Origin of the sequence: Pararoseomonas sp. SCSIO 73927 (assembly GCF_037040815.1) — a bacterium.
GTDB lineage: Bacteria > Pseudomonadota > Alphaproteobacteria > Acetobacterales > Acetobacteraceae > Roseomonas.
In genome coordinates, this window is sequence record NZ_CP146232.1 from 2,503,214 (window position 1) to 2,529,032 (window position 25,819).

Sequence of the window (25,819 nt, forward strand, 5' to 3'; positions counted from 1 at the left end):
GCCCGCCCATGCGGCGAAAAGGGCGGCAAAAGAGGCGGCGAGAGAGGCCCCGAAACGGGGCGGGGAGCCGCCCGCGAAGGTGGTGCCTGCGGGGGCGGGCACGGCGCGGACCCGGCGGCGCCTGGCCGGGCGCCTCCTCGGCTGGGCGGTGGTGGCCGCCATCTGGGGCGGCCTCGCCCTCGGCGTCCTGCTGCTCGTCTTCGCCTGGGACCTGCCCCGGCCGGAGGAGGCGCTGGAGACGACGCGCCGCCCTTCCGTGACGCTGGAGGCCGCCGATGGGCGCCTGCTCTCCACCAGCGGCGACCTCTACGGAGAGACGGTGCGGCTGCGGGACGTGCCCGTGCACCTGCCCACGGCCCTGCTGGCAATCGAGGACCGGCGCTTCCGCGAGCATTTCGGCCTGGATCCCATCGGGCTGATCCGCGCCGCCTGGGTGAACCTCACCAGCGGCCGGGTGGCGCAGGGCGGATCGACGCTGACGCAGCAGCTGGCGAAGAACCTCTTCCTCACCCCCGAGCGCTCCTTCCGCCGCAAGGTGCAGGAGGCCATGCTGGCCCTGTGGCTGGAGAGCCGCTTCACGAAGGACCAGCTGCTGGAGATCTATCTCAACCGCGTCTATCTCGGCGGCGGCGCCTACGGGGTGGATGCGGCGGCGCGGCTCTATTTCGGCGTGCCGGCCCGGCGGCTGGCGGTCTGGCAGTCCGCGGTGCTGGTGGGGCTGCCCAAGGCGCCCTCCCGCTACAACCCGCGCGCCAATCCCCGGGCGGCGGCGGATCGCGGGGCGGAGGTGCTGCGCGCCATGGCCGCGACCGGCGCCCTGACGGAGGCGCAGGCGAATGCGGAGGCGGAGCGCATCGCCTTCCCCCCGCGCCCCTCCCGCGATGCCGGCTGGTTCGCCGACTGGATCAACGACGACCTGGCGGCCCGCTTCCCCGGCTCGGCCGACCTCACGCTCCGCACCACGCTGGACCTTCGCGTGCAGGCCCTGGTGGAGGCGCGGCTGGAGGCGCTCCTCGCCGGGCAAGGGGCTGCCGCGGATGTGGGGCAGGGGGCCGTGGTGGTGATGGAGGCCGCCACCGGCAGGGTGCGCGCCATGGCGGGCGGGCGGGACTACCGCCGGAGCAGCTTCAACCGCGCCGTCTCCGCCCGGCGGCAGCCGGGTTCCGTCTTCAAGCCCTTCGTCTACCTCGCGGCGCTGGAGCAAGGGCTCTCCCCCGATTCCACCGTCTCCGACGGCCCGATCACCCTCGGCCGCTGGTCCCCCGGCAACGGGAGCTGGCGCTCGCGCGGCGACCTGCCGCTGGAGGAGGCGCTGGCCCACAGCGTCAACACCTCCGCCGTGCGGGTGCTGGTGCGGGGCGGCGGGCCGAGGGAGGCGGCGGCGGTCGCCCGGCGCCTGGGGCTGACCGGGCCCTTCCCGAACGACGCCACGGTCGCCCTCGGCACCGGGGAGGCGAGCCTGCTGGAGCTGACCGCCGCCTACGCCGCCATCGCCAATGGCGGAATGCGCGTGGTGCCGAACGGCATCGCCGCCGCCCGGGCGGAGCGCCGGGCGCTGCCGATCGGCGAGCCCCCGCCGATCCGGGTGCTGCAGGCCGATGATGCGGGGGCGATGCGGCGCATGATGGAGGCCGTGGTCAACCGCGGCTCCGGCCGCGCCGCCGCCGTGCCGGGCCGCAACGTGGCGGGCAAGACGGGCACGACGCAGGATTTCCGGGACGCCTGGTTCGTCGGCTTCTCGGGGGGGACGGTGATCGGCGTCTGGCTCGGCAACGACGACGCGACGCCCATGGACGACGTGCGCGGCGGCACCCTGCCGGCCCGCCTCTTCCACGAGATCCTGGAGGGAATGCCACGATGACAGGGCCGGAGACAGGGCCGGATGACGGCGCGAGCCCCGGATCGGACGGGAAGGGCGCCTCCGCCGCCGAGCAGGCCATGGCGCTGCTGATGCGGCCGGTGCGGCACGCGGTGAACAACCTCTCCATGGTCCTCACCGCCAACCTCGATTCCGCCGTGCCGCGGCTGCCGCCGGGCGAGGTGGTGGCGCGCCAGGTCACCCGCGCCCGGGACGCCGCGCTGGAGTACGACGCCCTCGCCCGCGGCTTCCTCGCCCTCGGCCGGGAGGAGGGGATCCGTCCGGCCCCGGCCGGGCGCCTCCTGCAGGAACTCATGCCCCTGCTGACCCTGGCCGCGGGCGGGCCGGTGGAGCTTCGCATCCTCGGAGGGGCGGTGGTCCAGCGGCGCTCCCCCCTGCTGGAAGGGGCGCTGATCCTGGCGGCCTCGGGCGGTGCCGCGCTGCCACCGGGGCCGCGCCCGGCGATCCGCCTGGACGGCGCGAGGCTGAGCCTGGCCTGGCCCCTGCCGCCCGCGGCCCGGTCCGCGCTGGAGGAGCTGGGCGCGGCGGTAGAGCCGGAGGGGGAGGGCGTGGCGATCGCCCTGCCCGCGGGCTGATCGCTCCGAACCCCTTCCCGCTGGGGGCGGCACGCGGCTTGCTGGGCGAACCGGGCGACGTCGACCGACGGTCGTGCCGCCCGGCCCGGGTCGGGTGGCAGCCCCCGAGGAATGGACGTTAGGGCAAACGGGAGCTAAGGGGCGGCTGCCCTGCGGTCCGCGCAATCCCGCGTTGATCCAGGCACAACCCTGGCGCAGCATGTCGCCTGGGTGAGTCCCGAAGCGACCTGACCCGAACAAGAGTCTGGGAGAATGGAATGAGCATGCAGCCCTTGCGGCGCGTGATGTCCGGCCTGAAGGGTGGCCTGCTGGGCGCCCTGGCCGTGACCGTGGTGAGTGCCCTTCCGGCCGCCGCACAGGCCCCGGCCGGCGGCAGCGCCGCGACACTGGACGCGATCAAGGCGCGCGGCACCCTCGTCTGCGGCGTGAACACCGGCCTCGCGGGCTTCGCCCAGCCGAACAGCCAGGGCGTGTGGCAGGGCTTCGACGTGGAGTACTGCCGCGCCCTCGCCGCCGCGATCTTCGGCGATGCGGGCAAGGTCCGCTACGTGCCGACGACGGCGCAGAGCCGCTTCACCGCGCTGCAGTCCGGCGAGATCGACCTGCTGGCCCGCAACACGACCTGGACCCTGTCGCGCGACACCTCGCTCGGCCTCGACTTCACGGGCGTGAACTTCTTCGATGGCCAGGGCTTCATGGTGAAGACCTCCACCGGCGTGAAGACGGCCAGGGAGCTGAACGGCGCCACCATCTGCGTGCAGCCCGGCACCACCACCGAGCAGAACCTGACGGACTGGGCCCGCGCCAACCGCGTGCAGTTCACCCCCGTGGTGATCGAGCGGCTGGAGGAGCTGGTGGGCGCCTACGCCGCCGGCCGCTGCGACGCCTACACCACGGACGTCTCCGGCCTCGCCGCCACGCGCTCCAGCCAGCCCAACCCCGCCGAGCACACGATCCTGCCGGACGTGATCTCGAAGGAGCCGCTCGGCCCGCTGGTGCGCCACGGCGACCAGCGTTTCGCCGACCTCGTCCGCTGGGTGCACTTCGCCCTCGTCGCCTCCGAGGAGCTGGGGATCACCCAGGCCAACGTGGCGCAGACCGCCGCGAACGACACCCGGCCGGAGGTGCAGCGCATGCTCGGCCGGAACGGCGGGCTCGGCCAGATGCTCGGCGTCTCCAACGACTGGGTCGTGAACGTCCTCCGGGCGACCGGCAACTACGGCGAGGTCTTCGCCCGCCACCTGCAGCCGATCGGCATCCAGCGCGGCCCGAACGCCCTCTGGACCACGCCGGGCGGCCAGCAGTACGCGATGCCCTTCCGCTGATCCCGACCGCCGCGGGGGCCGGGCACGGCCCCCGCGGCACGCCTGAAGACTAAGCCTGAAGACTAGGACAGAGAGACGAGGCCCAACCGGATGTCGCAGTCCACCATCGACCCGAGGCACCTCCGCGCACCGCCGAAACGGCAGCTCAGGCTCTCCTGGGCGGATGAGCGCGTGCGCGCCATCGTGTGGCAGGTGCTGGTAGTCGGCGTGGTGGCGGGCGTCATCTGGTGGCTGGTGCGGAACACCCAGCACAACCTGGAGGTCCGGCGCATCGCGACGGGCTTCGGCTTCCTGCAGCGCGAGGCCGGGCTGCCGATCGGCGAGCACATGATCGAGTACACCCCGGCCAGCACCTATCTCCGCGCGCTCACCGTCGGCGTGCTGAACACGCTGAAGGTGGCGGTGATCGGCATCGTGCTCGCCACGATCCTCGGCACCCTCGTCGGCATCGCCCGCCTCTCGAAGAACTGGCTGCTCTCGAAGATTGCGGCCGTTTACGTCGAGGTGATCCGCGACGTCCCGCTGCTGCTGCAGCTGCTGTTCTGGTACACGATGCTGCAGGGCCTGCCCGGCCCGCGGCAGGCGTTGAACCCCGTATCCGGCGTCTTCCTCTCGAACCGCGGCCTGCGCCTGCCCTTCCTGGACTGGCAGGAGGCGCATAGCTGGGCGCTGCTGGCCTTCGTGGCGGGCCTTTTCGCCACCTGGCTCACGGCCAGGTCGCTGCGGCGCAAGCAGATGGCGGACGGCAAGCCCCGCCCGGTCTGGCCGGCGGCGATCGGGTTCATCATCGGCCTTCCGCTGATCGTCTGGCTGGCCGGCGGCGCCCCGGCGGCGGTGGACTGGCCGGCGCTGCGCGGCTTCAACTTCCAGGGCGGCTTCACGATCAGCCCGGAATACTTTGCCCTGCTGATCGGCCTCGTCACCTACACCGCCGGCTTCATCGCGGAGATCGTGCGCGCCGGCATCCTGGCCGTGCCGCAGGGCCAGTGGGAGGCGGCGCAGGCGCTCGGCCTGCGCCCCGGGGTGGTGCTGCGCCAGATCGTGCTGCCCCAGGCGCTGCGGGTGATCGTGCCGCCGATGACGAGCCAGTACCTGAACCTGACGAAGAACTCGTCGCTGGCCGTCGCCATCGGCTACCAGGACATCGTGAGCATCGCCAACACCACCCTGAACCAAACGGGGCAGGCGATCGAGGGCATCGCCATCATCATGCTCGTCTACCTGACCATATCCCTGTCCATCAGCTTCTTCATGAACTGGTACAACAACCGCATCGCGCTGGTTGAGCGCTGAGAGGAGCACGGGCATGAGCGAGATCTCCCTCGGCACCTCCGTCGCCGGCGTTCCGGAGGCGGCGCCACGCCAGCCGCCGGCCCTGACCACCGGGCCGATCGCGTGGCTGCGCGCCAACCTCTTCTCCTCCTGGCTGAACACGGCGCTCACGCTCGTGCTCGGCTACTTTATCGTCCGCTACGCGATGGGCTTCGTGGACTGGGCCTTCGTCAACGCCATCTGGTCGGTGGAGAACAACCAGACCCAGGCCTGCCGCGCGCTGAAGGCCTCCCCCACGCCCGGCGCCTGCTGGGCGGTGGTGACGGAGAAGCACCGCTTCATCCTCTTCGGCACCTACCCCTATGAGGAGCACTGGCGGCCCGCCCTGGTCTGCGTGCTCTTCACCGCCCTCTACGTCGTCTCCGCCATGCGCCGCTTCTGGCGCAAGGAGCTGGCGCTGGTCTGGATCGTCACCCTCGTCGCGATCGGGGTGCTGATGTGGGGCGGCGTGCTCGGCCTGAGCTACGTCCCGCAGGAGCGCTGGGGCGGGCTGCCGATCACCCTCATCCTCGCCACCTTCGGGCTGGCCTTCGCCTTCCCGCTCTCCATCCTCGTCGCGCTCGGCCGGCGCTCCTCCATGCCGGCCATCCGCGTGCTCTGCGTGGCCTATGTGGAGCTGATCCGCGGCGTGCCGCTGATCTCCCTCCTCTTCATGGCCAGCGTCATGTTCCCCCTCTTCCTTCCCGAGGGGATCAACATCGACAAGCTGCTGCGCGCCCAGGTCGCGATCATCCTCTTCGCCGGCGCCTACCTGGCGGAGGTGGTGCGCGGCGGGCTGCAGGCCCTGCCGAAGGGCCAGTACGAGGCGGCGGACGCGCTGGGCCTGCCCTACTGGTACAAGATCGGCTTCATCATCCTGCCGCAGGCGCTGCGCCTCGTGATCCCGCCGCTGGTGAACACCTTCATCGGCTTCTTCAAGGACACGTCGCTGGTGCTGATCATCGGCATCTTCGACCTGCTGACCGCGGGCAAGACCGCGGTGGTGGAGCCGGCCTGGCAGGGCTTCGGCGTGGAGGTCTACCTCGCCATCTCCGTCATCTACTTCATCTATTGCTTCGCCATGTCCCGCTACAGCCAGAACCTGGAGGCGGAGCTGAACCGCCACCGGGTCCGCTGAGCCCCGCGGATCGAAAGGACCACGCCATGAGCGCCGCCCTCTCCGAAGGCCCCTCCATCGCCTCCGTCGCCCGCACGGACGCCCCGCCGGCCATCCTGCTGGACAAGGTCAACAAGTGGTATGGCGCCATGCACGTGCTGCGGGACGTGTCCCTCTCGGTTGCGACCGGCGAGCGGGTGGTGGTCTGCGGCCCGTCGGGCTCCGGCAAGTCCACCATGATCCGCTGCATCAACCGCCTGGAGCAGCACCAGGAGGGGCGGATCGTCGTGGACGGGACGGAGCTGTCCGACGACGTGCGGGCGCTGGACGCGATCCGGCGCGAGGTCGGGATGGTGTTCCAGTCCTTCAACCTCTTCCCGCACCTGACCATCCTGGAGAACTGCACCCTCGCCCCGATCTGGGTCCGCCGCATGCCCAAGCGCGAGGCGGAGGAACTGGCGATGCACTACCTGACCCGGGTGAAGATCCCGGACCAGGCGCGCAAATACCCGGGCCAGCTCTCCGGCGGGCAGCAGCAGCGCGTGGCCATTGCCCGCGCCCTGTGCATGAAGCCGAAGATCATGCTCTTCGACGAGCCGACCTCCGCCCTCGACCCCGAGATGATCAAAGAGGTGCTGGACACCATGGTCGGGCTGGCCGAGGACGGCATGACCATGATCTGCGTGACCCACGAGATGGGCTTCGCCCGCCAGGTGGCCGACCGGGTGGTGTTCATGGACCGGGGCGAGATCGTGGAGCAGGGCGCGCCCGAGTCGCTCTTCAACGACCCGAAGACCGAGCGGCTCCGGGGCTTCCTCTCCCAGATCCTGCGCGGGCACTGAGCCCCGGGACCCGGCCCGAGACCCGTCGAGGAGGGTGTTCCGGAACCGGGAGCATGACCGGCCTGCAACTCAGGGGCGGGGCCGGGGGTTGCAGGGTCCGGGGTAGCGGTCATATGCCGCTGCCGGCCAACAGGCGCGGACAACGGACGTGACAGCAGCGGATACCCCAGGCGACCGACGGCCGGTGAATGCGGCCGTCCTCCTGGGCGTTCTGGGTATCGTCTACGGCGATATCGGCACCAGCCCCCTCTACTCCATGCGCGCGGCGCTGCTGCACTTCTCGGCGGACGGGCTGGAGCGCTGGGAGATCCTGGGGATCCTCAGCCTCATTATCTGGTCGCTCATCATCGTCGTCTCGGTGAAGTACGTCTGGCTCGTCATGCGGGCGGACAACCGGGGGGAGGGCGGGATCCTCGCCCTCATGGCCCTCGCCCAGCGGGTCGCCCGGACGGAGCGCGGGCGCTGGACCGTCGCCCTGGTGGGGATCGCCGGCGCCGCCCTCTTCTTCGGGGACGGGGTGATCACCCCCGCCATCTCCGTCCTCTCGGCGATCGAGGGGCTGAAGATCATCTCCCCCGCCTTCGAGGGCGCGGTCGTGCCCCTGTCACTCGCCGTCCTCCTGGCGCTCTTCCTTTTCCAGTACCGGGGTACCGGCAGCATGGGGAAGGTGTTCGGGCCCATCACCGTCCTCTGGTTCGCCGTGATCGGCGTGCTCGGCCTCATCGAGGTGATCCGGGAGCCCGGCGTTCTCGTCGCCCTCTCCCCGCACTACGCCGTGCAGTTCGCCATCGCCTACAAGCTGGCGGCCTTCGTCGCCCTCGGCTCCGTCGTGCTCGCCGTCACGGGGGCGGAAGCCCTCTACGCCGATATGGGGCATTTCGGCCGCCGGCCCATCCAGATCGCCTGGGTCGCCTTCGTGCTGCCCTCCCTCGCCCTGAACTACCTCGGCCAGGGCGCGCTGATGCTCGCCGACCGCTCGGCGCTGGAGAACCCGTTTTATCTGCTGGCGCCGGACTGGCTGCGCCTGCCGCTCGTCATCCTCGCCACCGCCGCGACCATCATCGCCAGCCAGGCGATGATCTCCGGCGCCTACTCCATCGCCCGGCAGTGCGTGCAGCTCGGCCTCCTGCCCCGGCTCGTGGTGCGCCACACCAGCGAGACCGAGGAGGGGCAGATCTACCTGCCGCAGGTGAACTTCGCCCTCCTGCTGGGCGTGCTGATCCTCGTCGTCGCCTTCCGCAACTCGGACAGCCTGGCGGCCGCCTACGGGCTGGCCGTCACCGGCACCTTCCTGGCCACCTCCACCCTCGCGGGGCTCGTCTTCCGGCGCAGCTTCGGCTGGTCGCTGCCCCTGGTGGTCGCGGTCTTCACGCCGCTCTTCGTGCTGGACTTCGCCTTCTTCTTCTCCAACGTGCTGAAAATCCCGGATGGCGGCTGGGTGCCGCTGCTGCTGGGCGGCGCGCTCTTCGTCCTGATGCTCACCTGGCGCCGCGGCCGCGACCTGCTGTTCAGCCGCTTCCGGCAGGACAGCCTGCCGCTGAAGTCCTTCCTGGCCCGGCTGCCGCAGTCCCGCACCGTCCGCGTGCCGGGGATCGCGGTGTTCATGACCAGCCAGGCCGACTACGTGCCGAACGCGCTGCTGCACAACCTCAAGCACAACAAGGTGCTGCACGAGCGCGTGCTGTTCGTGACCGTGAACAACGAGGACGTGCCGCAGGTGACGGACCGGCGGCGCGTGGAGGAGTTGGCGCCCAACATCCACCGCGTAACCCTCTGCTACGGCTTCCAGGAGAGCCCGAACATCCCGAGGGAGCTGGAGGGGCTGCGCGAGGTCGGCGTGGACTACGAGCCGATGCAGGCCTCCTACTTCCTGGGGCGGGAGACGGTGGTGGCCTCCGCCATGCCGAAGATGGCGCGCTGGCAGCAGTGGCTCTTCGGCCTCATGTCCCGCAACTCGGTTCCGGCGACCGAGTTCTTCCGTATCCCCAGCGACCGCGTGGTCGAGCTGGGCGTTCGCGTCGCGATCTAGGGCGGCCCTGCCGCCAGAGCACCAGGAGGTTCCGCATGCCGCTCGTCGTCCTGTCGCCGAGCGGCGGCACCGGCCTGCCGGAGGGCAGCCCCGAGCACCGGTACGAGGCGCAGCTGATGCTCGACTCCCAGGGCTTTCCGGACCCGGACGCGTGGCTGGCGGATGCGGCGCCCTGGCCCGCGCGGCGCTTCTGGCCGGGCCAGGGCCTGATGGACGGCGACGTGCTTTACGATCCCGACACGGGCTGGGCGCTGCGCTTCTTTCGGCGGGACGACAGCCCGATCGACGCGCCGATCCAGGCCGTGATCCGCAGCGGCGTGCCCTGCCGGCCGGGCGAGAACGTGACGATCACCGAGCCGGACGGGCAGGAATACGCTTGGCGCATCGTCGGGGTGGGCTGAACCGATGGCGCTGAACCGGCAGCGCTGAACCGAAGCGCTCCAAAAGAGAGCGGGGCGCCCGTTTCCAGGCGCCCCGCTTCATCCCGCTAAACTGGTGGAGCCAATCGGAATCGAACCGACGACCTCTTGAATGCCATTCAAGCGCTCTCCCAACTGAGCTATGGCCCCCTAGCGTGCGGGTGCCGCGATATAGCCGCCGGTCCCTGGAGCCGCAATCCCCTCCTGGCGGATTTTTCGCCCTCTTTCTCGCCCGCAATCGCGGGGCTAGCCTCCGCGCCGGAAACGCAGGAGCAAGGCCGGAATGAGCAGGAAACTCTACCCCGATGCGCGGGCGGCGCTGGACGGGCTGCTGCGGGACGGCATGCTCATCCACTCCGGCGGCTTCGGTCTCTGCGGCATTCCCAGCCTGCTGATCGAGGCGATCCGGGATTCCGGGGTGAAGGACCTCACCTTCGTCTCCAACAATGCCGGCGTGGACGATGCGGGGCTCGGGCTGCTGCTGAAGACCCGCCAGATCCGCCGGATGATCGCCTCCTATGTCGGCGAGAACGCGGAATTCGCCCGCCAGTACCTCGCCGGGGAGCTGGAGATCGAGTTCAACCCGCAGGGCACGCTGGCCGAGCGCATCCGCGCGGGCGGCGCCGGCATCCCCGCCTTCTTCACCCGCACGGGCGTGGGCACCGCCGTGGCCGAGGGCAAGCCGACCCAGGAGTTCGACGGCGTCACCTACGTCATGGAGCGCGGGATCATGGCGGACCTCGCCATCATCCACGCCTGGAAGGCCGATCCGGAGGGCAACCTTGTCTTCCGCAAGACGGCGCGGAACTTCAACCCGGTGATGGCCACCGCCGCCCGGGTGACGGTGGTGCAGGTGGAGGAGATGGTTGGGCAGGGCGAGCTGGACCCTGACCACATCCACACGCCCGGCATCTACACCAAGCGCATGATCCTCGTGCCCCCCGGCACGGAGAAGCGCATCGAGCAGCGCACGGTCCGCAAGCGCTCCGAGCCCGCGACGCCGGCCGCCGCCGGCACCGACCCCCTTCCGGCCCGCTGAGGAGGCACAGACATGGCCTGGACCCGCGACGAGATGGCCGCCCGCGCCGCGCGCGAGCTGGAGGACGGCTTCTACGTGAACCTGGGGATCGGCATCCCGACCCTGGTGGCGAACCACATCCCGGAGGGCGTCTCCGTCCAGCTGCAGAGCGAGAACGGGATGCTCGGCATGGGCCCCTTCCCCTATGAGGGGGAGGAGGATCCGGACCTGATCAATGCCGGCAAGCAGACCGTGACGGAACTGCCGACCACCAGCTTCTTCTCCTCCGCCGACAGCTTCGCGATGATCCGCGGCGGGCACATCGACCTCTCCATCCTCGGCGCATTGCAGGTGGCGGAGAACGGCGACCTGGCGAACTGGATGATCCCCGGGAAGATGGTGAAGGGGATGGGCGGCGCCATGGACTTGGTGGCGGGCGTCAAGCGCGTGGTGGTGCTGATGGAGCACACCGCCGGCGGCAAGCCGAAGCTGCTGAAGTCCTGCACCCTGCCGCTGACGGGCCAGGGCGTGGTGGACATGGTGGTGACGGAGCTCTGCGTGATGGCGATCGACAGGGCCGCCGGCACGATGCGGCTGGTGGAGCTGGCGCCGGGCGTCACGGAGGAGGAGGTCCGGTCCAAGACCGAGGCCGGGTATGAGGTGGCCTTGCAGGCCGCCTGAACGAGGTCCGGGGCGCCGCAGCGCCCCGGATCGTGCCCGCCGCCGCTCAGCGCGGCGAGCGGCGCTCCTCGTCCAGCTGGCGTTGAAGATCGCGGATCTGCTGGTCCCGATCCGACAACTCCCGCCGCAGCTCGTCCCAGGTGACCGCCCCGGACCGCCCCGTGGAGCGGGACCCGGAGGCCGACCGGATGTTGCCGCGGCGCCGCTCCGCCCGACCCGTCTCGGCCCGGCCCGTCTCAGTCCGATAGGGGCGGCCGCTCCGCGACACGGCCGGGGGCAGGGGGGCCGGCACGATGGAGGGCGTGCCGACCTCCACGGTGCCGGGGACGTCCGTCACCGGCATGTCCGGCACCACCCGCTCCCCGAAATTCCTCTCGATCGGCGGGGGGGAGAGCCGCTCGAACTGACGGAGCGCGAAGCCGAGCTGATCGCCCGTCGGCCCCGAATCGCTGGGCCAGGACTGGGCGGCCGCAGGCAGGACGACCAGCCCGGTCAGGACCAGTCCCAGGATTCCCGCGTGCACTCGCGGCATCAGCATCGGCCTCTTCTCCTCCGCGGCGTCGAACCGTTAAGCCAACAGGCCCCGGAGCGGAAGCCTCGGCGTGCCCTCTAGCGAATTGCGAGCCAGAGGAGAATGATGCCGCCCAACACGATCCTGTACCAACCGAAGGGCGTAAAGCCTATTTTTGAGATGAAGGCCAGAACCACCCGCACCACCACAAGCGCGACCAGGAAGGCGGCGACGAAGCCCACGCCGATCTGGCCGAGACCGGAGAGGTCCAGCTCCGCCCGTGCCTTCCACAGGCTGTAGGCCGTGGCGGCCAGCATGGTGGGGATGGCCAGCAGGAAGGAGAACTCGGCCGCCGCCCGCCGCTCCACCCCCAGCAGCAGGGCGGTGATGATGGTGGCCCCCGACCGGCTGGTGCCGGGGATCATGGCGAGCACCTGCCCGAAGCCGATGATCACCGCCGCCACCGGCCCGATCTCCGGCATGGATCGGATGGTCGGGTTCGGCCGGGCCCGCTCGATCAGGATGATGGCGGCGCCGCCCAGGACCAGGGCGCAGGCCACCACCCAGGGATTGAACAGCAGCCGCGTGATGGTCCCGTGCAGCGCGGCGCCGATCACCATGGCCGGCAGGAAGGCGAGGAGGAGGTTGACCGCGGTGTACCGCTCCACCGTCGCGGGCCGCCACATGCCGCGGGCCAGGATCATCAGCTCCCGCCAGTAGGTGACGACCACCGCCAGGACGGCGCCGAGCTGGATGGCGATCTCGAAGACCTTCCCGGGCGGGCCCTGGAAGCCGATCAGCTCCCCCAGCAGGATCAGGTGGCCGGTGGAGGAGATGGGCAGGAACTCGGTCAGCCCCTCCACCACGCCCATCAGCAGGGCGGACAACAGGCCGGCGAGATCCATGGAAGGTCGTGACCCAGAAAAGGGAAAGGGGGCGGAGCCCCCCGGCCCCGCCCCCTTCCTTTACGCGCCCGGCCGGTTCAGCGCACCGTCTGGGACGCGGTGAAAGCAAAGTTGTCGAACGAATTCTCGCTCACCCGGTGCCAGGTGTAGACCTCGTCCCGGAACCGGCGATTGCTCTCCAGCACCTTCTTGAAGCGCTCGCTCTTGTCGGCCTGCTCCGTCATCACCTCGTTCGTGGCGCGCCAGGCGGCCTCCAGGATCGGGCGGGACCAGAAGCGCAGCTGGGCGCCGGCGGCGACCAGACGGCGCAGGGCCTGCGGGTTCGCCACGTCGTACTTCGCCACCATCTCGGCATCCGCCTCGGCGCAGGCGACCTGGATCGCGGCCTTGTAGGCGGCGGGCAGGGCGTCGTAGGCGCGCTGGTTGGCGATGAAGTGCAGCCGCGCGCCCGGCTCCCAGAAGCCCGGGGCGTAGTAGTTCGGCGCCACGCGGGCGAAGCCGAGCTTCTCGTCGTCGTGCGGGCCGACGAATTCGGCGGCGTCGATCGTGCCGCGCTCCAGCGAGGAGTAGATGTCGGAGGCGGGCGTCACGGAGGGGGTGGCGCCCATCTTGGCGAAGACCTGCCCGGCGAGGCCGGTGATGCGGAACTTCAGGCCGCGCACGTCCTCCACCGTCCGGATCTCCCGCCGGAACCAGCCGCCCATCTGGGCGCCCGTGTCGCCGCAGGGGAAGGAGACGGCGTTGTACTCCCGCAGGAGCTCGTCCAGCAGCTGCTGGCCGCCGCCGTGGCGCAGCCAGGCCGTGTTCTGGCGGGCGTTCAGGCCGAAGGGCACGGCCGTGAAGAAGGCCAGCGTCGGGTCCTTGCCGATATAGTAGTAGGTGGCGGTGTGGCAGCACTCGATGCTGCCGGACTGCACGGCGTCCAGCGCCGAGAGGGCCGGGGCGATCTCACCGGCGGAGAAGGCCTGGATGCGGAAGCGGCCATCCGTCAGCTCGCCCACGCGGCGGGCCACCGCCTCGGCCGTGCCCCAGAGGATGTCGGTGTTCTTGGGGAAGGAGGAGGTGAGGCGCCAGCGCACCTCCGGGTTGGTCTGGGCGACCGCCGGGGCCGCGAGCATTACCGGCACCGCGGCGGCCGGTGCGGCCCCGAGCAGGGCGCGGCGGTTCACGCTGGAGGACATGCGGGACATTTCCTTTCCCTGAAGAGGCTTTGATTGGCGCTTCCTTACGTCATGCCCGGGCAGTTCGGAAGCGGCGATTCCGGCGGCTGTCCGGCGGCCTGGGAGTGCTCCCAGCGGCGGAGAGGTGGCGTGCCGACTGGTCATGCGCGCTTCCAACGGGAAGACATGCGATTGCCGAGGCCCGACACTATCGGCGAGAGCTGCGGCTGGGACGAGGTAGCCTCAGCTCGTCGGGCAACCGCGCTGCGAGAGCAAGGCGGTGAGGCGTAGGTTGCGTCGGGCCAGTGCTTCCGCTTCGACCTGCTGTGTCCGGCCGGAGTCCGCGAAGGCCAACCCTGCTAATGGTCCTGCAACCAGGACCATCCCCAGGTTGTCGCGAGTTCGCCGGTCGCTCTCGCCTGTCAGCTCCGTCAACCGGGCCTTGTTGCCCTCCAGTTCTCCAGAGAGGTGGGCGCAACTCAGGCGGTCATCCAGGGCAGATGTCTCTGCGACCGGCGCGGCTTGCCGGGCACCGCACCCTGCCAAGGCAAGAAGAAGCAGGGCTGGCGTAAGGTAAATGGCTCGCATAAAAACCACGATACAGAGCGTAACCTTTCGGAACCAGAGAGTGATGCCCAGATTCTCGACTCTTCCCGCGCTTGCCCTCGTCGCGTTGCTCTCTGCCTGTGCTAGCGGTGCCACACCAGGCGCAATGGTCCCACCCATTTCGGAGGCCACACTGATTGCGCCCGGCTCCTCCTTGCGCGGCTCCGTCACTGTGGGCGCCGTGAGCGGCGGGACCGAGACGAACCCAATCCTCGCCTCGAACATCTCCGATGCGGATTTTGCCGCGGCACTGCGCCAGAGCCTCTCGACCCACGCCATGTTGGCCTCGGCCGGTGGCACCTTCCGACTGGAGGCGAAGCTGGTTGAGTTGGAGCGCCCGTCGATTGGGTTCAGCTTCGAAGTCAAGGCTCGGGTCGCGTACCGGCTGGTCCGCGTAGCGGACGGCCGTGAGGTCTTCTCGACCGAGATCCGGAGCGCCCATACCGCTACCTTCAGCGACGCTGCCTATGGGGTGGAGCGTCTCCGCATCGCGAATGAGGGAGCAGCGCGTGAGAACGTGAGGCAGTTCCTCGTTGCTCTTGTGGCCGCAGAAAAGGCGAACCCGGAGACCTTTGGGCCCGTCTCGCGACCAGTGGCCTGACAATCCTCGCCTGCGAACTTCAGAGACCGGTCCGAAGCCGGGACGGGATGGAGGAGGGGTGACCTTCCTCCACCCCGTCCCGCCTCGCCCATGACCTGATCAGAAGGTCAGGCGCACGCCGCCCCAGAAGGCGTAGTCGTTGCCGTCGCGCCGCGCGAAGGTCGTGCCGGCATTCGCCATCACGGCCACGCCGGGCACCACCTCCGCGCTGATGCCGCCGGCCACCTGCCCGTAGGTCCGGCCGCGCTCCTCCACCTGGGACCGAACGGGGAGGGACTGGGCGAAGGTGGCGTTGGTGATCAGCGTCCGGCCGCGGCCGATGAAGTCGTGCTCCGCCGTGACGTTCACGTAGGGCGTCACGGAGCGGCCCGCGACCGTCACGTTCAGCCGGGCCTGGGCGCCGAGGCTGCCGGTCAGCGCGTCGATCGTCTGCCGGCGCACGTCGTTGGTCAGCAGCCCGTCCCCGCTCTCCGTGTAGTTGCCGGAACGCGACCAGGTGTAGGTCAGCCCGCCGATCGGGCCGAGCCGGACCGGCCCGGCGTTGACGAGGTAGCCGCCCCGCAGGCCCATGCTCGCGCTGCTGCCCGTCGGGTCGCCGCGCACGGCGGAGATGACGCCGGTGCGGGAGGTCTCGTAGACGTCGCGCCCGGCCGTCACCACCCCGTCCACGAACCAGTTCGGCCGGGTGACGGAGCCGTAAATCGCGGCGCGGTAGCTGTCCGCCTCCACCTTGCCCAGCCCGGCGTCGATGTCGGCGTTGGTGTTGGAGTAGTTGAAGGCGAGGCCGATCCGCACCCCGGCCACCGGCCGCACCTCGCCGCCCAGGGTGATGCCGCCGAGGTCGTAGCTATAGCCCGCCACGCCGTTGCGGCGGTCGCGGTCGCCGGCGGCATAGTGGCCCTGCACGAAAACGGAGACGGGGCTGCCCGGCGCGACCGGCACCGGCGCCGAGCCGCCGCCGCCCATCCCCGTGCCCGCCAGCGCCTGCCGCCCCTCCATCCCGGCGAAGCGGTAGGTGTCCAGCCGCTCGAAGACGGAGTTGGTGAAGGCGGTGACGGAGGCGAGGCCGATCTCCGGCGTCACCGCGATGGCGTCCGGCGCCCCGACCTGGGCCGCGATGTAGCGGGCGACGAGCTCGAAGCCCTTGCTGGTCAGGTGCAGCCCGTCATAGGTCAGGTACTGCTGCTGCAGGGGCGAGTTCGGCGTGCGGCAGGCGGCGAAGGTGTTGCAGGGCGTCTGCGCGTCGGTGAAGCCGTAGGCCGCCGGGTTCGCCTGCACCGCGCGGAGCAGCCGCCCGGTGTCGAAGAGGAAGACCCGGACGCCCCTGTCGCCGAGCGGGGCGAGGTCGCGCTGCAGCCCCTCGAAGTAGAGGCGCCCGTACTCGATGCTGCCCGCAGGGTTCGGCCCGTTCCGCACGGAGGCGAGGGCGCCGAGGTCGCTGGTGGAGCGGAAGACGATGTTGCGCGCCCCGGCCGCGACGAGCTGGTTCACCCCGGCTAGGGAGTTGGCATTCGCCGTCGCCGCCGTGGAGGCCGCGAGGGAGAGCGGGACCGAGCCGCTGGACGCGCCGCCATCATTGCCGCCGATGGAGAAGAGCACGATCTCCCGCGGCCCGATGCGCTCGCCCCGCGCGGCGAAGGTCTGGAGCTCGAAGGGCAGGCTGAGGCCGCGGCCCGCAGAGGCGTTCACCGAGGTCGTGGTGGCGCCGCCGATCGCGTAGTTCCGCACGTTGGCGTCGGGGATGCCGTAGAGCTGCTGCACGTAGAGCGGGAAGGTGTTGTAGCTGACGGAGGGGTCGGTCGTGCTCGACGGGTAGGTGCCGGTCTCGCCACGCAGCAGGCGCTGGACGTTGCCGTTGTCGGCGTAGCTGTCGCCGAAGGCGGTGAGGCGGTCAAAAGTCGCCTGGGCCCGGGCCGCGATCGGGGCCGCCGTGAGCGCCGTGGCCGCGAGGAGCCCGAGCGCGAGGGTCGAGCGCCCCCGGCGCCCGGCGAAGGGTTGCTGTTCCAAGTCCGTTTCTCCCCCATGCGCCCCGCGTTGTGCGGGTGCGCCGCCCCGTGCCCCCGGACGCGAAGCCCGGCATCGCGGCTTCGGCTTTCCGTAGGCAGGAACGTGCGAAGGGGATCACCTGTCTTTTCGGCCGTCAAGCGGATTGAATTTCCGCGATGCGGAATACGTTTGCGGTACTGTATTGGGCGCGCGTTTCCGCTCGCGCCTTGGCAGCGCTCTTCCCGGATGGAGGTGTAGGTCAGGCCCGTCGCAAGGTTCGCCATGGTCGCGCGGGCAAGCGGTAGGGTGGAGACGGCCTTCGCGCCGCCTCGTGGAGCCCGGTCACGCTCGGGGGCGGATTACTCCGCGGCTTCGGCCTGGACCCGTCGGTAGGGGTGGGCGGGGTAGCAGCCCAGCACATGCACCTCGCGGGAGAAGAAGCGCAGCTCCTCCAGCGCCCGGCGGAGTGCCGGCTGGTCGGGGTGGCCGTCCACGTCGCAGAGGAACTGAACGGCGGTGAAGTGGCCGTCCAGCATGTAGGATTCGAGCTTCGTCATGTTCACGCCGTTCGTCGCGAAGCCGCCGAGCGCCTTGTAGAGCGCGGCGGGGACGGAGCGGACACGGAAGACGAAGGTGGTGACGCTGTCCGTGGCGGTGACGGCCGGCAGGACCGGCTCCCGCGACATGACGTAGAAGCGGGTGGTGTTGTGGGCCTCGTCCTCCACGTTCCGGCGGAGGATGTTCAGCCCGTAGATCTCGCCCGCGAGGGACGAGGCGATGGCCGCGTCCTCCACCCCGCCGCGCTCGGCGATGAGGTGGGCGGCGCCGGCGGTGTCGGCCTCGATCACCGCCGCCCAGCCCGTGCTCCGCAACAGGTTCAACACCTGGCCCAGCGCCACCGGATGGGAATGGGCGCGGCGGATCGTCTCCATCGTCGCGCCGGGCGGGGCGAGGATGCAGTGCTCCACCCGCTCGAAGTGCTCCCCCACCACGTGCAGGCCGGATTCGGGCAGCAGGCGATGAATGTCCGGCACCCGGCCGGCGAGGGAGTTCTCGCAGGGGAGCATGGCGAGCTCCGCCCGCTCCTCCCGCACCGCCGCCATCGCCGCCTCGAAGGAGGGGCAGGGCAGGGTGGTCCAGCCGGGATAGGCGGCGCGGCAGGCCAGGTCGGAATAGGCGCCGGGGAGGCCCTGGAAGGCGATGCTCTGGTTCACGGGGCCTCTCAGCCTGGATGTCCGGGCCACCAGCCCGGGGTGGAGGATGGCCGGCACGGCCGTTGCGGTGGGCGCCACGGGTTGTCGCGGCGGTCCGGGAACATTATGGTCCGCGGGCTTCTAGCCGTGACGGCAGGGGCGCGCAAACGTGCCGCGCCGGTCCTTTGGACGTGGCCAGATATGGGGAACGGGCAGGTCGGATGAGCCTGGAAGCGAACAAGGCCTTCGCAGCGGTCCTGACCGCCGGCATCAGCTTCATGGTCGCCGGGCTGGTCGGCGGCATCCTCGTGCACCCGGAGCGCCTGGAGAAGCCGGCCATCGAGACGGGCGAGGTGGTGTCCGCCGCCGCCCCGGCCGCGCCCGCCGCGCTGGAGCCGATCGGGCCGCTGCTGGCGAGCGCCGACGCGGCGAATGGCCAGGCGATCATGGGCCGCGTCTGCGCGGCCTGCCACACCTGGACCGAGGGCGGGCGCAACGCCGTGGGCCCCAACCTCTACAACGTGATCGGCGGCCCGCACGCCCACCGGGAGGATTTCAACTACTCCCCGGCGATGAAGGCCCTGCACGACAAGCCCTGGGACTACGAGGCGATGAACGCCTTCCTCAACCGCCCCGCCGGTGCCATCCCCGGCACCCGCATGGCCTTCGCCGGGCTGAACCAGGCGAAGCAGCGCGCGGACGTGATCGCCTACATGCGGACCCTCTCCGGCAGCCCGCAGCCGCTGCCCCAGTAATGGAAGCCCTGATCGCCTCGGCCGAGGCCGCGGCGGATCTGGCGGGGGCGGTCATCCGCCCCCTTTTCCGTTCGGCCCTGCTCGTCGAGGCGAAGGGCGATGCCAGCCCCGTCACCGAGGCCGACCGCGGGGCGGAGCGCGCGATCCGCGACCACATCGCCCGCCACCACCCCGACCACGGCGTGATCGGGGAGGAGTACGGGAACGACCGCGCGGACGCCGAGTGGGTCTGGGTGCTGGACCCGATTGACGGCACCCGCGCCTTCGTCACCGGCCGCCCCCTCTTCGGCACGCTGATCGCCCTGCTGCACCGGGGCCGCCCCGTGCTGGGGATCATCGACCAGCCCGCGACGGGGGAGCGCTGGATCGGGGTGGAGGGGCGCCGCACGGTGTTCCGCGGCCCCTTCGGCGGCACTGCAGGCTGCCGGCCTTGCCCGGAGATCGGCGCAGCGGAGCTCGCCAGCACCTCGCCGGACATTTTTCCGCCGGGACAGGACGCGGGCTTCCTGGCCCTGCGCCGGTCGGTGCGGCGCGTGAGCTGGGGCGGGGACTGCTACATCTACGGCCTGCTCGCGCTCGGCCTGATCGACGTGGTGGTGGACGCCACCATGAAGCCCTGGGACTGGGCCGCGCTCGTGCCCGTGGTGGAGGGCGCCGGCGGGCGCGTCACGGACCATGCCGGGCGGGTGCTCACCCTTGAATCGGCGGGGGATGTGATGGCGGTCGGGGACCCGGCGCTGCTGCCCGCCTGCACCGCGTTGCTTTCCGTTTGACGGCAACAGGTTGAGGGACCGGGCTTTAGGCCCCACTCTGAGCCCATGCGCCGCCGCACCCTTCTCTCCTCGGGCCTTGCCCTCGGCCTCCCGGCCCTTCCGGCCCTGGCCCAAACCGCCACGCCAGGCCCGAGGCGGGTCCACGCGCTCTCCCTGCTGGGGGAACCGGCCCTGCCGGCGGATTTCACCCACTTCCCATGGGTGAACCCGGATGCGCCGAAGGGGGGTGAGATCACCCTCTACGCCCTCGGCAGCTTCGACAGCTTCAATGCCTACATCCTGCGCGGCACCCCGGCCGTTGGCCTCGGCAATCTCTACGACACGCTGCTGAAGGAGAGTGCGGACGAGGCGAGCGCCGAGTACGGCCACCTCGCCGGCACCGTGGAGATCCCCGCCGACCGCCGCGGCGTAACCTTCGAGCTGCGCGAGGGCGCCCGCTGGCACGACGGGAAGCCGATCACGGCGGATGACGTGGTCTGGACCTTCAACACGCTGCGCCAGCACGGGCGCCCCTTCTACCGCGCCTATTGGGCCGACGTGTCCGAGGTGGTGGCGGAGACGCCGCGCCGCGTGACCTTCCGCTTCTCCACCGATGAGAACCGGGAGCTCGCCCTGATCCTCGGCCAGCTCGCGGTGCTGCCGAAGCACTGGTGGGAAGGGCGCGACTTCTCCCGCCCGGGGCTGGACGTGCCGCTCGGCTCCGGCCCCTACAAGGTCGAGCGCTTCGAGGCCGGGCGCTCCATCGCCTATCGCCGCGTGGCCGACTACTGGGGCCGCGACCTGCCGACGATGAAGGGCACGAACAACTTCGACCTCATGCGCTACGAGTACTACCGTGATGCCACCGTCTCGCTTGAGGCGTTCAAGGCCGGCAGCATCGAATTCCGCACGGAGAACGTGGCCCGGGACTGGGCGACGGCCTACGACTTCCCCGCCGTGCGCCGCGGCTGGGTGAAGCGCGACGAGGTGCGCCACGAGCTGCCGACGGGGCTGCAGGGCTTCATCATGAACGAGCGGCGCCCGCTGTTCCAGGACCGCCGCGTGCGCGAGGCGCTCGGCCTCGTCTTCGACTTCGAGTGGATGAACGCGAACCTGTTCTACGGTTCCTACGCGCGCACCACCTCCTACTTCTCCAACTCCGACTTTGCCTCCCGTGGCCTGCCGGAAGGGCGGGAGAAGGAGATCCTGGAGCGGTTCAGGGACAGGCTGCCGCCGGAGGTGCTGACCCGCGAGTTCAAGGTTCCCGTGACGGACGGCTCCGGCAACAACCGGGACGGCGCCCGCCGCGCGCTGGAACTGCTGCGAGAGGCCGGCTGGACCGTGCGCGATCGGCGGCTGACCAACGCGCAGGGCCAGCGCTTCGAGTTCGAGATCCTTCTGAACGGCCCGACCTTCGAGCGCGTGGCCCTGCCCTACATCCAGTCCCTCCAGCGCCTGGGTATCGAGGCGCGGGTCCGGACCGTGGACCCGCCGCAGTACCAGGTTCGGATGGACGCCTTCGACTACGACATGACGGTGGACGTCTTCGGCCAGTCCTCCTCCCCCGGGAATGAGCAGCGCGACTTCTGGACGAGCGCGAAGGCCGACGAGAACGGCAGCCGCAACACCATCGGCATCAAGGACCCGGTGGTGGACGCGATTGTGGAGGCCATCGTCGCCGCGCCCGACCTACCGGAGCTGACGGCCGCCTGCCGCGCGCTGGACCGCGTGCTGCTCTGGGGCTTCCACGCCATCCCGCAATGGCACAGCCGCACCTTCCGCATGGCCTGGTGGGACAAGTTCGGCCGGCCGGAGCGCGCGCCGAAGCGCGCCATCGGCCTCGATTCCTGGTGGGTGGATGCCGGGAAGGAACGCGCCCTGGCCGAAGCCCGGCGCGCGGGCTAGGGGCGCGTGGGAGCCTACCTCCTTCGCCGCCTCGCGCTGCTGGTGCCGACGCTGTTCGGCATCATCCTCATCAACTTCGCCGTCACCCAGTTCGCACCGGGCGGCCCGGTGGAGCAGATGATCGCGGAGCTGCGCGGCCAGGGGAACACGAGCCTCGGCCGGCTGACGGGCGAGGGCGGCGGCGCAGAGGTCCGCCCGCCGCAGTCGCAGGGGGGAGGAGAGGGGCCGCGCTCCACCTATCGCGGCGCGCGCGGGCTGGACCCGGCCGTGGTGGCGGAGATCGAGCGCAGCTTCGGCTTCGATAAGCCCGCCACCACCCGCTTCTGGGAGATGATCTCCAGCTACCTGCGCTTCGACTTCGGCGATTCCCTGTTCCGCGGCCGCCCGGTGCTGGACCTGATCCTGGAGCGGCTGCCCGTCTCCATCTCGCTCGGCCTCTGGTCCACCCTCATCATCTATCTCGTCTCCATCCCCTTGGGCATCCGCAAGGCGGTGCGGGACGGCACGCGCTTCGATGCCTGGACTTCCGGCGTGGTGCTGCTGGGCTATGCCATTCCCGGCTTCCTTTTCGCGATCATGCTGGTGGTGCTCTTCGCCGGCGGGTCCTTTTTCCAGTGGTTCCCCTCGCGCGGGCTGGGCAGCAGCGGCAGCGAGACCTGGCCCTTCCTGCAGCGCGCGGCGGACTACGCCTGGCACATGGTGCTGCCCACGGTCGCCCTCGTCGTCGGCGGCTTCGCCGGGCTGACGATGCTGACGAAGAACGCCTTCCTCGACGAGATCAACAAGCAGTACGTCCTCACCGCCCGCGCCAAGGGCGCGGGGGAGGGGCGGGTGCTCTATGGCCACGTGTTCCGCAACGCGATGCTGCTGATCATCGCGGGCTTCCCGGCCGCCTTCATCGGCATCCTCTTCACCGGGGCGCTGCTGGTGGAGATCGTGTTCAGCCTCGACGGGCTCGGGCTGCTCGGCTTCGAATCCGCCATCCGGCGCGACTACACGGTGATGTTCGCCACGCTCTACATCTTCACCCTGCTCGGCCTCGTCATGCAGATCATCGGCGACATCAGCTACATGCTGGTGGACCCCCGAATCGACTTCAGCGCCCGCCGTTGAGCCTCTCGCCCCTTACCCGCCGCCGTCTCGCCAACTTCCACGCCAACCGGCGGGGATGGTGGTCGCTCTGGATCTTCGCGATCCTCTTCGTCGTGACCCTCTTCGCGGAGGTGATCGCGAATGACCGCCCGATCGTCGCGCGGGTGGAGGGCCAGTGGTTCTTTCCCGTGGCCGTGGAGTACGCCGAGAGCGACATCCTGAGCGACGGCTTTCCCACTGCCGCTGACTGGACCGACCCCGTGCTGGCGGAGGAGGTGAGCCGGCGCGGCTGGGCGATCTGGCCGCCCATTCCCTTCAGCCACCGCACCGTGGTGCGGGACCTCGGCCGCCCCGCGCCCTCGCCGCCCTCCGCCCGCAACCTCCTGGGCACGGACGACCAGGCGCGGGACGTGCTGGCGCGGGTGATCTACGGATTCCGCATCTCCGTCCTGTTCGGCTTCACCCTGACGATCCTGTCGTCCATCGTCGGCGTCACGGCGGGGGCGGTGCAGGGCTACTACGGCGGCTGGGTGGACCTGATCTTCCAGCGGGTGATCGAGATCTGGTCGGGGCTGCCGCAGCTCCTGCTGCTCATCATCCTCGCCAGCGTCATCGAGCCGAGCTTCACCTCACTCCTCGTCTTCCTCCTCCTCTTCTCCTGGATGTCGCTGACGGGGGTGGTGCGGGCGGAGTTCCTGCGCGGCCGGAACCTCGACTACGTGCGCGCCGCGCGGGCGCTGGGCGTCTCCGACACGCGGCTGATGGCCCGCCACATCCTGCCCAACGCCATGGTGGCCACCCTGACGATGCTGCCCTTCATCCTGGCCGGCTCCGTCACGGTGCTCGCCAGCCTCGACTTCCTGGGCTTCGGCCTGCCGCCCGGCTCGCCCTCGCTCGGGGAGCTGGTCTCGCAGGCGAAGAACAACATCCAGTCGCCCTGGCTGGGCATCACCGCCTTCGTCGTGCTCGGCGGGATGCTCACCCTGCTCGCCTTCGTCGGGGAGGCGGTGCGCGACGCCTTCGATCCGCGCAAGCAGCCCGGCGGGGGCGGCCGATGAGTGGGCCCATCCTCGACGTCCGGAACCTCTGCGTGGCCTTTCGCGGCCATCAGGTGGTGCACGACGTCTCCTTCGCGGTCGATCCCGGCGAGACCCTCGCCCTGGTGGGGGAAAGCGGGAGCGGCAAGAGCGTGACGGCCCTGTCCTGCCTTCGCCTGCTCGGCCCTGGCGGCAGCAACCCGGGCGGGCAGGTCACGCTGGACGGCGTGGAGGTGCTAAAGGCGCCCCCTGCCGAGCTGCAGCGCCTGCGCGGCGGCGTGGCGGGCATGGTGTTCCAGGAGCCGATGACCTCGCTCAACCCGCTGCACAGCATCGGGCAGCAGGTGGGGGAGGCGGTCACGCTGCACCGGCCGGTGCGCGGCGCCGCGCTGCGCGGCCGGGTGATCGAGCTGCTGCACCGCGTCGGCCTGCGCGCGGCGGAGGAGCGGCTCAACGCCTTCCCGCACCAGCTCTCGGGCGGGCAGCGGCAGCGCGTGATGATCGCCATCGCCCTCGCCAACGACCCGCGCCTGCTGATCGCGGACGAGCCCACCACCGCGCTGGACGTGACGATCCAGGCGCAGGTGCTGGACCTCCTCGCGCGGCTGAAGCGGGAGCTTCGCATGGCGATGCTCCTCATCACCCATGATCTCGCGATCGTCCGCCGCCACGCGGACCGCGTGGTGGTGATGAAGGACGGCGCGGCGGTGGAGCAGGGCCGGGTGGCGGAGGTTTTCGCCAACCCCGCCCACCCCTACACGCGCATGCTGATCGAGACGCAGCCGCATGGCCGCGCCGCGCCTCTGCCACTGGGTGCGCCGGAGATCCTGCGCGCGGAGGGCATGAAGGTGCACTTCCCCATCCGCCGCGGCCTGTTCCGCCGCGTGGTGGGGCAGGTGAAGGCCGTGGACGGCGTGGACATCACCCTCCGCCGCGGCGAAACGCTCGGCGTGGTGGGGGAGAGCGGCAGTGGCAAGACGACGCTCGGCCTCGCGCTGCTGCAGCTCGAGCACTCCGAGGGCGAGGTGGCGCTGGACGGGCAGCCCATCCACGACCACTCCCGCAAGGCGTTGCGCCCGCTGCGGCGGAAGATGCAGATCGTCTTCCAGGATCCCTACGGCAGCCTCTCCCCGCGGATGAGCGTGGGCGAGATCGTGGGGGAGGGGCTGGCTGTGCACGAGCCCGCGCTGTCCCGTGTGCAGCGGGATACGCGCGTGGCGGAGGCACTGCGCGAGGTCGGCCTCGATCCCGCCACCGCCGTGCGCTACCCGCACGAGTTCTCCGGCGGGCAGCGCCAGCGCATCGCGATCGCCCGCGCCCTGGTTCTCGGGCCGGAGCTGGTGGTGCTGGACGAGCCGACGAGCGCGCTGGACGTCTCCGTGCAGGCGCAGGTGGTGGAGCTGTTGCGCGACCTGCAGGCGCGCCGCGGCCTCGCCTACATCTTCATCTCCCACGACCTGCGCGTGGTGCGCGCCCTCGCCCACCGCATCGTCGTGATGAAGGACGGAAGGCTGGTGGAGGCGGGGGAGACGGAGCAGGTGGTCACGAACCCGAAGCAGCCCTACACCCGCGCCCTGATGGAGGCCGCCTTCGAGCTGCGCGCCGAACCCGGGGTGGAAACGTGACCGAACTCGAGCGCCTGCGCGACCTGCTGAACCGGGAGAGGGTGAAGCTCGGCATCAACATCCGGCAGATGAACGCGCCGGGATCGCCGGTCTACCGGACCTGGGAGAACGTCACGGTTCCCGCGATCCTGCTCGGCGCAAGCCTGCTGGCGACGATGTTCATCCACACCTGGGTCGGCTTCGCCATCCTGGTCGCGGGCGCGGCCTGGTGGATCCTGAAGGTGCTGCCGAAGGTGAGGGACGGCGTCTTCGACCGCAGCGCCGCCTTCGCCCTCTCCAGCGAGGCGGCCTTCGACGCGCTCTGGGCGAAGGGCGTGCTCAGCCTCTACGCGCGCATGCCGGACGGGACGGAGAGGGCGGCGGCGAAGCGGCAGGACTGGCGCGCCTTCGTGCGCGCGCTGCCGGAGGAATAGTTGCAGGAGCAACGCTCCACTGGCACGGAGGCGGATCGCTGGAAGCCGGGTACGTCCCGCGCCTCCAGCGATGCCCTGGCTC

The 25,819-nt window shown here is 70.6% G+C and carries 23 protein-coding genes and 1 tRNA gene; 18 read left to right on the plus strand and 6 right to left on the minus strand.

The features are described from left to right. The first annotated feature begins 79 nt into the window (after positions 1-79). The 8 genes from VQH23_RS11790 (at position 80) to VQH23_RS11825 (ending at position 9,479) form a co-directional block, all read left to right on the plus strand. Positions 80-1,861: a PBP1A family penicillin-binding protein gene (locus tag VQH23_RS11790; RefSeq protein WP_338665838.1), complete on the plus strand. Its 1,782-nt coding sequence runs from the start codon at positions 80-82 to the stop codon at positions 1,859-1,861. Further along, positions 1,858-2,454 (plus strand): hypothetical protein, encoded by a 597-nt coding sequence (locus tag VQH23_RS11795; RefSeq protein WP_338665839.1) that lies wholly within the window; start codon positions 1,858-1,860, stop codon positions 2,452-2,454. Before VQH23_RS11790 ends, VQH23_RS11795 begins: the two co-directional genes overlap by 4 nt. 257 nt (positions 2,455-2,711) lie before the next feature. Beyond that, complete coding sequence (locus tag VQH23_RS11800; protein ID WP_408904318.1) at positions 2,712-3,779, plus strand: amino acid ABC transporter substrate-binding protein; 1,068 nt, start codon at positions 2,712-2,714, stop codon at positions 3,777-3,779. Positions 3,780-3,869: 90 nt separating this feature from the next. After that, a complete protein-coding gene (locus tag VQH23_RS11805) occupies positions 3,870-5,072 on the plus strand; it encodes an amino acid ABC transporter permease (RefSeq protein WP_338665840.1) in 1,203 nt (400 codons plus the stop codon). Between the two features lie 13 nt (positions 5,073-5,085). Next, positions 5,086-6,228 (plus strand): amino acid ABC transporter permease, encoded by a 1,143-nt coding sequence (locus VQH23_RS11810; RefSeq protein WP_338665841.1) that lies wholly within the window; start codon positions 5,086-5,088, stop codon positions 6,226-6,228. A gap of 26 nt (positions 6,229-6,254) precedes the next feature. Next, positions 6,255-7,049, plus strand: coding sequence for an amino acid ABC transporter ATP-binding protein (locus VQH23_RS11815; protein WP_338665842.1), 795 nt, complete (start codon positions 6,255-6,257; stop codon positions 7,047-7,049). Positions 7,050-7,197: 148 nt separating this feature from the next. Then, positions 7,198-9,078 (plus strand): potassium transporter Kup, encoded by a 1,881-nt coding sequence (locus VQH23_RS11820; protein ID WP_408904320.1) that lies wholly within the window; start codon positions 7,198-7,200, stop codon positions 9,076-9,078. A gap of 35 nt (positions 9,079-9,113) precedes the next feature. Continuing rightward, on the plus strand, positions 9,114-9,479 hold the full coding sequence (locus VQH23_RS11825) for a hypothetical protein (RefSeq protein WP_338665844.1): 366 nt from the start codon (positions 9,114-9,116) through the stop codon (positions 9,477-9,479). A 92-nt stretch (positions 9,480-9,571) separates the two neighbouring features. On the opposite strand, the gene VQH23_RS11830 is transcribed toward VQH23_RS11825, so the two are convergent. Then, a tRNA-Ala gene (locus tag VQH23_RS11830) sits at positions 9,572-9,647 on the minus strand. Between the two features lie 133 nt (positions 9,648-9,780). Here VQH23_RS11830 and VQH23_RS11835 point away from each other — a divergent pair. Further along, positions 9,781-10,536 (plus strand): CoA transferase subunit A, encoded by a 756-nt coding sequence (locus VQH23_RS11835; protein WP_338665845.1) that lies wholly within the window; start codon positions 9,781-9,783, stop codon positions 10,534-10,536. Between the two features lie 12 nt (positions 10,537-10,548). Next, positions 10,549-11,196 carry a CoA transferase subunit B gene (locus VQH23_RS11840; RefSeq protein ID WP_338665846.1) on the plus strand — a complete coding sequence of 216 codons (648 nt, stop codon included), beginning with the start codon at positions 10,549-10,551 and terminating at the stop codon, positions 11,194-11,196. A 46-nt stretch (positions 11,197-11,242) separates the two neighbouring features. Here the strand turns inward: VQH23_RS11840 and VQH23_RS11845 are convergent, their stop codons facing one another. The 3 genes from VQH23_RS11845 to VQH23_RS11855 form a co-directional block, all read right to left on the minus strand. Next, positions 11,243-11,734 carry a hypothetical protein gene (locus VQH23_RS11845; protein ID WP_338665847.1) on the minus strand — a complete coding sequence of 164 codons (492 nt, stop codon included), beginning with the start codon at positions 11,732-11,734 and terminating at the stop codon, positions 11,243-11,245. Positions 11,735-11,805: 71 nt separating this feature from the next. Next, positions 11,806-12,612 (minus strand): undecaprenyl-diphosphate phosphatase, encoded by an 807-nt coding sequence (locus tag VQH23_RS11850; RefSeq protein WP_338665848.1) that lies wholly within the window; start codon positions 12,610-12,612, stop codon positions 11,806-11,808. A 77-nt stretch (positions 12,613-12,689) separates the two neighbouring features. Then, entirely contained in the window at positions 12,690-13,793 is a 1,104-nt protein-coding gene (locus VQH23_RS11855) for a TRAP transporter substrate-binding protein DctP (protein WP_338665849.1), read from the minus strand. Positions 13,794-14,559: 766 nt separating this feature from the next. Here VQH23_RS11855 and VQH23_RS11860 point away from each other — a divergent pair. Further along, positions 14,560-14,979, plus strand: a complete 420-nt coding sequence (locus VQH23_RS11860) for a hypothetical protein (RefSeq protein ID WP_338665850.1) — start codon at positions 14,560-14,562, stop codon at positions 14,977-14,979. A 99-nt stretch (positions 14,980-15,078) separates the two neighbouring features. On the opposite strand, the gene VQH23_RS11865 is transcribed toward VQH23_RS11860, so the two are convergent. Both VQH23_RS11865 and VQH23_RS11870 read right to left on the minus strand, forming a co-directional pair. Further along, positions 15,079-16,986: an autotransporter domain-containing protein gene (locus VQH23_RS11865; protein WP_338665851.1), complete on the minus strand. Its 1,908-nt coding sequence runs from the start codon at positions 16,984-16,986 to the stop codon at positions 15,079-15,081. 338 nt (positions 16,987-17,324) lie between these two features. Further along, complete coding sequence (locus tag VQH23_RS11870; RefSeq protein WP_338665852.1) at positions 17,325-18,179, minus strand: prephenate dehydratase; 855 nt, start codon at positions 18,177-18,179, stop codon at positions 17,325-17,327. A gap of 200 nt (positions 18,180-18,379) precedes the next feature. On the opposite strand from VQH23_RS11870, the gene VQH23_RS11875 reads away from it, so the two are divergent. The 7 genes from VQH23_RS11875 to VQH23_RS11905 are packed head-to-tail and all read left to right on the plus strand — an operon-like array spanning position 18,380 to position 25,737. Next, a complete protein-coding gene (locus VQH23_RS11875) occupies positions 18,380-18,913 on the plus strand; it encodes a cytochrome c family protein (RefSeq protein WP_338665853.1) in 534 nt (177 codons plus the stop codon). Continuing rightward, positions 18,913-19,686 (plus strand): inositol monophosphatase family protein, encoded by a 774-nt coding sequence (locus VQH23_RS11880; RefSeq protein ID WP_338665854.1) that lies wholly within the window; start codon positions 18,913-18,915, stop codon positions 19,684-19,686. The genes VQH23_RS11875 and VQH23_RS11880 overlap by 1 nt, the downstream gene beginning before the upstream one ends. Before the next feature lie 45 nt (positions 19,687-19,731). Beyond that, entirely contained in the window at positions 19,732-21,570 is a 1,839-nt protein-coding gene (locus VQH23_RS11885; protein WP_338665855.1) for an extracellular solute-binding protein, read from the plus strand. Between the two features lie 6 nt (positions 21,571-21,576). After that, the gene (locus tag VQH23_RS11890) at positions 21,577-22,683 is read left to right on the plus strand and encodes a microcin C ABC transporter permease YejB (protein WP_338665856.1); all 1,107 of its coding nucleotides are present in this window, start codon (positions 21,577-21,579) and stop codon (positions 22,681-22,683) included. Further along, positions 22,680-23,720 (plus strand): ABC transporter permease, encoded by a 1,041-nt coding sequence (locus tag VQH23_RS11895; RefSeq protein WP_338665857.1) that lies wholly within the window; start codon positions 22,680-22,682, stop codon positions 23,718-23,720. The genes VQH23_RS11890 and VQH23_RS11895 overlap by 4 nt, the downstream gene beginning before the upstream one ends. Then, the gene (locus tag VQH23_RS11900; RefSeq protein WP_338665858.1) at positions 23,717-25,324 is read left to right on the plus strand and encodes an ABC transporter ATP-binding protein; all 1,608 of its coding nucleotides are present in this window, start codon (positions 23,717-23,719) and stop codon (positions 25,322-25,324) included. The genes VQH23_RS11895 and VQH23_RS11900 overlap by 4 nt, the downstream gene beginning before the upstream one ends. Then, entirely contained in the window at positions 25,321-25,737 is a 417-nt protein-coding gene (locus tag VQH23_RS11905) for a hypothetical protein (protein WP_338665859.1), read from the plus strand. The genes VQH23_RS11900 and VQH23_RS11905 overlap by 4 nt, the downstream gene beginning before the upstream one ends. Positions 25,738-25,819 lie beyond the last annotated feature (82 nt).

Bases quoted from the DNA above. Each gene is read 5' to 3' on its own strand.
- VQH23_RS11850 (WP_338665848.1), bottom strand. From the start codon at position 12,612: ATGGATCTCGCCGGCCTGTTGTCCGCCCTGCTGATGGGCGTGGTGGAG.
- VQH23_RS11845 (WP_338665847.1), bottom strand. From the start codon at position 11,734: ATGCTGATGCCGCGAGTGCACGCGGGAATCCTGGGACTGGTCCTGACC.
- VQH23_RS11880 (WP_338665854.1), top strand. From the start codon at position 18,913: ATGGAAGCCCTGATCGCCTCGGCCGAGGCCGCGGCGGATCTGGCGGGG.
- VQH23_RS11805 (WP_338665840.1), top strand. From the start codon at position 3,870: ATGTCGCAGTCCACCATCGACCCGAGGCACCTCCGCGCACCGCCGAAA.
- VQH23_RS11875 (WP_338665853.1), top strand. From the start codon at position 18,380: ATGAGCCTGGAAGCGAACAAGGCCTTCGCAGCGGTCCTGACCGCCGGC.
- VQH23_RS11840 (WP_338665846.1), top strand. From the start codon at position 10,549: ATGGCCTGGACCCGCGACGAGATGGCCGCCCGCGCCGCGCGCGAGCTG.
- VQH23_RS11885 (WP_338665855.1), top strand. From the start codon at position 19,732: ATGCGCCGCCGCACCCTTCTCTCCTCGGGCCTTGCCCTCGGCCTCCCG.
- VQH23_RS11825 (WP_338665844.1), top strand. From the start codon at position 9,114: ATGCCGCTCGTCGTCCTGTCGCCGAGCGGCGGCACCGGCCTGCCGGAG.
- VQH23_RS11810 (WP_338665841.1), top strand. From the start codon at position 5,086: ATGAGCGAGATCTCCCTCGGCACCTCCGTCGCCGGCGTTCCGGAGGCG.
- VQH23_RS11855 (WP_338665849.1), bottom strand. From the start codon at position 13,793: ATGTCCTCCAGCGTGAACCGCCGCGCCCTGCTCGGGGCCGCACCGGCC.
- VQH23_RS11815 (WP_338665842.1), top strand. From the start codon at position 6,255: ATGAGCGCCGCCCTCTCCGAAGGCCCCTCCATCGCCTCCGTCGCCCGC.
- VQH23_RS11795 (WP_338665839.1), top strand. From the start codon at position 1,858: ATGACAGGGCCGGAGACAGGGCCGGATGACGGCGCGAGCCCCGGATCG.
- VQH23_RS11800 (WP_408904318.1), top strand. From the start codon at position 2,712: ATGAGCATGCAGCCCTTGCGGCGCGTGATGTCCGGCCTGAAGGGTGGC.
- VQH23_RS11835 (WP_338665845.1), top strand. From the start codon at position 9,781: ATGAGCAGGAAACTCTACCCCGATGCGCGGGCGGCGCTGGACGGGCTG.
- VQH23_RS11900 (WP_338665858.1), top strand. From the start codon at position 23,717: ATGAGTGGGCCCATCCTCGACGTCCGGAACCTCTGCGTGGCCTTTCGC.